4 protein-coding genes and 1 pseudogene are annotated in these 4298 nt (G+C 68.6%); 3 read left to right on the forward strand and 2 right to left on the reverse strand.

The genetic code is table 11. The features are described 5' to 3' along the window. The first annotated feature begins 277 nt into the window (after positions 1-277). Positions 278-1315 carry an AraC family transcriptional regulator gene (locus tag JMF90_RS26470; protein ID WP_034174502.1) on the forward strand — a complete coding sequence of 346 codons (1038 nt, stop codon included), beginning with the start codon at positions 278-280 and terminating at the stop codon, positions 1313-1315. Positions 1316-1382: 67 nt separating this feature from the next. Here the strand turns inward: JMF90_RS26470 and JMF90_RS26475 are convergent, their stop codons facing one another. Both JMF90_RS26475 and JMF90_RS26480 read right to left on the reverse strand, forming a co-directional pair. Next, positions 1383-2432, reverse strand: coding sequence for a beta-propeller fold lactonase family protein (locus JMF90_RS26475; RefSeq protein ID WP_054927986.1), 1050 nt, complete (start codon positions 2430-2432; stop codon positions 1383-1385). Continuing rightward, on the reverse strand, positions 2419-3786 hold the full coding sequence (locus JMF90_RS26480) for an MFS transporter (RefSeq protein WP_012328858.1): 1368 nt from the start codon (positions 3784-3786) through the stop codon (positions 2419-2421). The genes JMF90_RS26475 and JMF90_RS26480 overlap by 14 nt, the downstream gene beginning before the upstream one ends. 208 nt (positions 3787-3994) lie before the next feature. Between JMF90_RS26480 and JMF90_RS26485 the strand changes: the two genes are divergently transcribed. Then, on the forward strand, positions 3995-4168 hold the full coding sequence (locus tag JMF90_RS26485) for a hypothetical protein (RefSeq protein WP_201325622.1): 174 nt from the start codon (positions 3995-3997) through the stop codon (positions 4166-4168). Positions 4169-4204: 36 nt separating this feature from the next. After that, positions 4205-4298 (forward strand): annotated as a pseudogene (locus JMF90_RS26490) (HAD-IB family hydrolase); the annotation flags it as partial.

A 4298-nucleotide genomic window follows, 5' to 3' on the forward strand; every position in this document is an offset into this window, starting at 1 on the left:
CGCGACCCTGTCGGCGTCGTGGCGAAAGGCGGTTCGTGCGGGTTGGCTCATCGACCGGAATCCGTGCGGAAAGAGTGGGGCGCAATGCCGATGTGACAAGCATAGGCGCGTGCCGGAACGCAGGCGAGGGCCGTCGGTGCCAAGGGTGGTGTCATTTCGGGCCACGTTGGCCGACGCGCGGGCGCCTGAGCGGAGGTCGGCCCGCTAGAGTGCCACCGTGGTGTCATGGCGGGCCAGCGACGCTACAATCCGCCGAAACCGCTCGGGAGTTCGCCGCATGGCCTTGTCCGTTCCGGATGCCGCGCGCCAGTTGAACAAGGCGACGGTGTCGTCCGCGTATGCGCTGTTCATGCTGATGCTGGCCGAGGAGCGCGGCATCGACGGCGGCCGCATTCTCGCCGGCTCGGGCGTCGCGCGCGACCGGCTCGCGCAGCCCGATGCGCGCATCACGCCGCTGCAGCAGGCGGCGATCGTGTTCAACCTGCTCGACGCGACCGACGATCCGTCGATCGCGATCGAGATCGGCCTGCGCAGCAGCCTGACGAAAGCGGGGCTGATCGGCTTCGGGCTGATGAGCTGCGCGACGCTCGGCGAGGCGATCGCGCTCGGCATCCGCTACCTGCCGACGCGCGTGCCTTTTTTCTCGGTGCGGCTCGCGCAGCTCGACGGCATCGTCGACATCGACGTGCTCGAAGCGTTTCCGCTCGGCCGGCTGCGCCAGTTCGCGGTGGAAAACTTTCTGGTCGAAACCGCGATCCTGTTCAATTCGCTGCTGTATCCGACGCCGGGGCGCACGCTGCAGTCGCGTGCCGAGCTCCATTTCGAATGGCCGGAGCCGCCGTGGTTCGAGCGTTATCGCGCGCGGCTGCCGCGCTGCCATTTCGACGCGAGCGCGAACCGCATCCGCTGCGACGCCGCGCTGCTCGACGAGCCGATCGGCACCGCGAACGCGCAGACCGCGCAGATGATCGTCCAGCAGTGCGAGGCCGAACTCGCGCGGCTCGGCTATGCGGAGAGCATCGTCGAGCGCGTGCGCAACCTGCTGATCTGCGGGGAAGGCGGCTATCCGTCGGTCGACGACGTCGCGCGCGAACTGCATGTGTCGGCGCGCACGCTCAAGCGCAAGCTCGCCGAATACGGTGCGACCTATTCGGCGCTGCTCGACGAGATCCGGCTGCGCGACGCGCTGCGGCTGCTCGAAGGCACGCGGCTGCCGGTCGACGAGATCGCCGCGCGCGTCGGCTATACCGACCGCGCGAATTTCACGCGCGCGTTCAAGCGCTGGACGGGCGTGGCGCCGAGCGAGCGGCGCTGAACGTTGCCCCCGCATCGGCTTGCCGGTCCTCGCGCATGCGCGGATGCTTCTTCAAACCTTCAAGCTTTCAGACGATCGCGATCCAGTTCGCGCCGCGGCCGCCCGGCACGCGCGTGTGCAGCGACAGCGTGCCGTCGTCCGGCGCGATCGCATACACAGCCACGTGCTCCGACTGCTCGCCGCACGCGACGAGCCAGCGCCCCGACGGATCGATCGCGAAGCCGCGCGGCTGCGTCTCGGTGGGCGTCGCGTGGGTGGGCTCGAACGTGCCGTCTTCGTTGCGGCGGTAGCCGAGCAACCGGCTCGATGTGCGCTCGCTGACGTACGCGAAACGCTCGTCGGGCGTCAGGTGCAGATCGGCGGCCCACACGGACGGCTCGGTCGGGGCGGGCGGGCGCGCATGGCCTTGCGCGAGTTCGGCGACGGCCGGATGGCGTGCGCTCACGTGCGGGTCGCCGAGCCGGCCGGTGTCGGTGTCGCGGGCGAAGGTCGCGAGCATTCCCTGGAATTCGCTGACGACGACGAGCGTGCGGCCGTCATCCGCGAACCGCAGGTGACGCGGGCCGAAGCCGGCGGGCACGCGCGTGTCGCCGTGTTCGACCGCGCGCAGGCCGGCGGCGTCCTCGACGAGCGCGAAGCCGAACACGCGGTCCGAGCCGAGCGAGCTGACGTACGCGAAACGGTTGTCCGGCGACACGATCACCGCATGCGCGTTCGCGATGCCGCCCGCGACTTGCAGCGGCGTGCCGTCGCCGTCGCGCACGCGCCCGGCGTCGTAGAGGCTCAGCGAATTCCCGCCGTACGACGCACCGAGCAGCCAGCGGCCGCTGCGGTCGAGCGACAGGTATGCATGGCTCGCGTCGATCGCGGTCGTGCCGATGCGCGCGAGCGCGCCCGTGGCGGCGGCGACGCGGAACGCGACGATCGTTGGCTGCTCGCCGCGCGTCGCGACGTAGAGCCGCGTGCGGTCGGCCTGCACGGCGATCGGCATCGCGACGTCGGCGGCCGGATAGCGGGCGAGCGGCGCGAGCGTACCGTCGCCGGTGAGGGCGAAGGTGGCGAGGTCGCCGTCGACGGCATTCGAGACGACGACGGTCAGGCGGTCAGTGTTCGGCATGGCGGAGCATCGAGGCGTGCGAGAAAGTTTCGTCGGCCGGCTGGCCGCGCGGCGGATCGCTGCGCCGGTGCGTGCGCGCGAACAGCGCGGCGACCGCGGCGACGAGCGAAGCGATCGCGAGCGCATACAGCCCGCCCGTGATCGAACCCGTATGTTGCTTCAGATAGCCGAAGGCCGTCGGCGCGACGAAACCGCCGAGGTTGCCGACCGAGTTGATCAGCGCGATCACGGCCGCGGCCACCCGCGTATCGAGGTAGCCCTGCGGAATCGGCCAGAACAGCGACGACGCGGCCTTGAAGCCGAGCGCGGCGAAGCAGATCGACGCGAACGACCAGACCGGATCATGCGACGTCGACGCGAACAGCCCGCACGCGGCCAGCACGAGCGCGCACGCCAGCCAGCGCTGCGGATGCTTCCACTTCGACGACAGCACCGCGAAGCCGTACATCGCGCCGATCGCGATCATCCACGGAATCGTGTTGTACAGGCCGACCTGGAAATCGGTGAGCCCGCCCATCTTGCGAATGATGGTCGGCAGCCAGAACGTGGCCGCGTAGATCGTCAGTTGGATCGAGAAGTACAGGAAGCAGAACAGCATGATCTGCGGATCGCGCAGCAGCGTGGTGGCGCGCACCGGCACGTTCGAGCGGACGTCGCGCGTCGCGCGCTCCTCGTCGAGTGCGTTCTGCAGCGCCGTGCGTTCTTCGGCGGTGAGCCACGTCGCATCGCGGATATGCGATTTCAGCAGCAGCCAGCTTGCGCCGCACAGCGCGACCGAGAACAGCCCTTCGATCAGGAACATCCATTGCCAGCCTTCCAGGCCGAAGCCGCGGATCGACAGCAGCGCGCCGGTGACGGGCCCGGACAGCACCGACGCGAACGCGGAGCCGCCGAGGAAGATCGCCATCGCCTTGCCGCGTTCCTGCGGCGGCAGCCATTGCGACAGGTACAGCACGACGCCGGGGAAGAAGCCGGCCTCGGCCGCGCCGAGCAGGAAGCGCAGCGCGTAGAACGACGTGTCGTTCCACACGAACGCCATCGCGGCCGCGACGATGCCCCACGTCGCCATGATCCGCGCGAGCCAGATGCGCGCGCCGTAGCGCTGCATCAGCAGGTTCGACGGCACTTCGAACAGCGCGTAGCCGACGAAGAACAGCCCGGCACCGAGCCCGTACGCGGCCGCGCCGATGCCGATCGACGCTTCGAGGTGGCGATCGACGAAGCCGACGTTCACGCGGTCGATGTAGTTCGCGATGAACATGATCAGCACGAGCGGCAGCACGTGCCATTTCACTTTCGAGACGGCGGACGCGAGCGGGTCGCGGCCGGGCAGGGCGGACGAGGGCGGGTTCAAGGGTGTCTCCGGTCGGGTGACGGCGGACGGGGCGGCGGCCCGCGTCGGCGTCTGGATGCCGATTCAATGTAGTACGTCGTCGTATGACATGGTACGCCGGTGGACCGAGGATGACGTCACGGGTTTACCCGGAAATATCCCGCCTTCTGCATAAATATCGGGAGGGGAAGCGAGCGCTTTCACATCTGATGACGTATGACATGGAACGATGCTGCGTCCGTCGGCGGTCCTTGGGGGCGGCGTGAAATCCGCGGTCGAGGCGGCGCATTCATTCGTGCGTGGTCGATTTCCGGAGCCGCTGGAGAAAACCGATCTCGACGGGGCTGCGCTCGATACCCGTGTGTTTCACACGCTGGTGCGCATGCGGCAAGGCGTCGTATAACTTCGTATAATGTATGCTATACGAAGTTATTACGCGCCGCGTTTCGCGTGGGCCGGGTTGCGCGCGCTGCCGTGGATCGTCGCGATGAAGGCCGGGCTGCTGTCGCGCGGCGACGCGAAGGCAAAGTTCG

This window comes from Burkholderia sp. E168m23, assembly GCF_016586125.1.
GTDB classification, from domain to species: Bacteria; Pseudomonadota; Gammaproteobacteria; order Burkholderiales; family Burkholderiaceae; genus Burkholderia; species Burkholderia orbicola.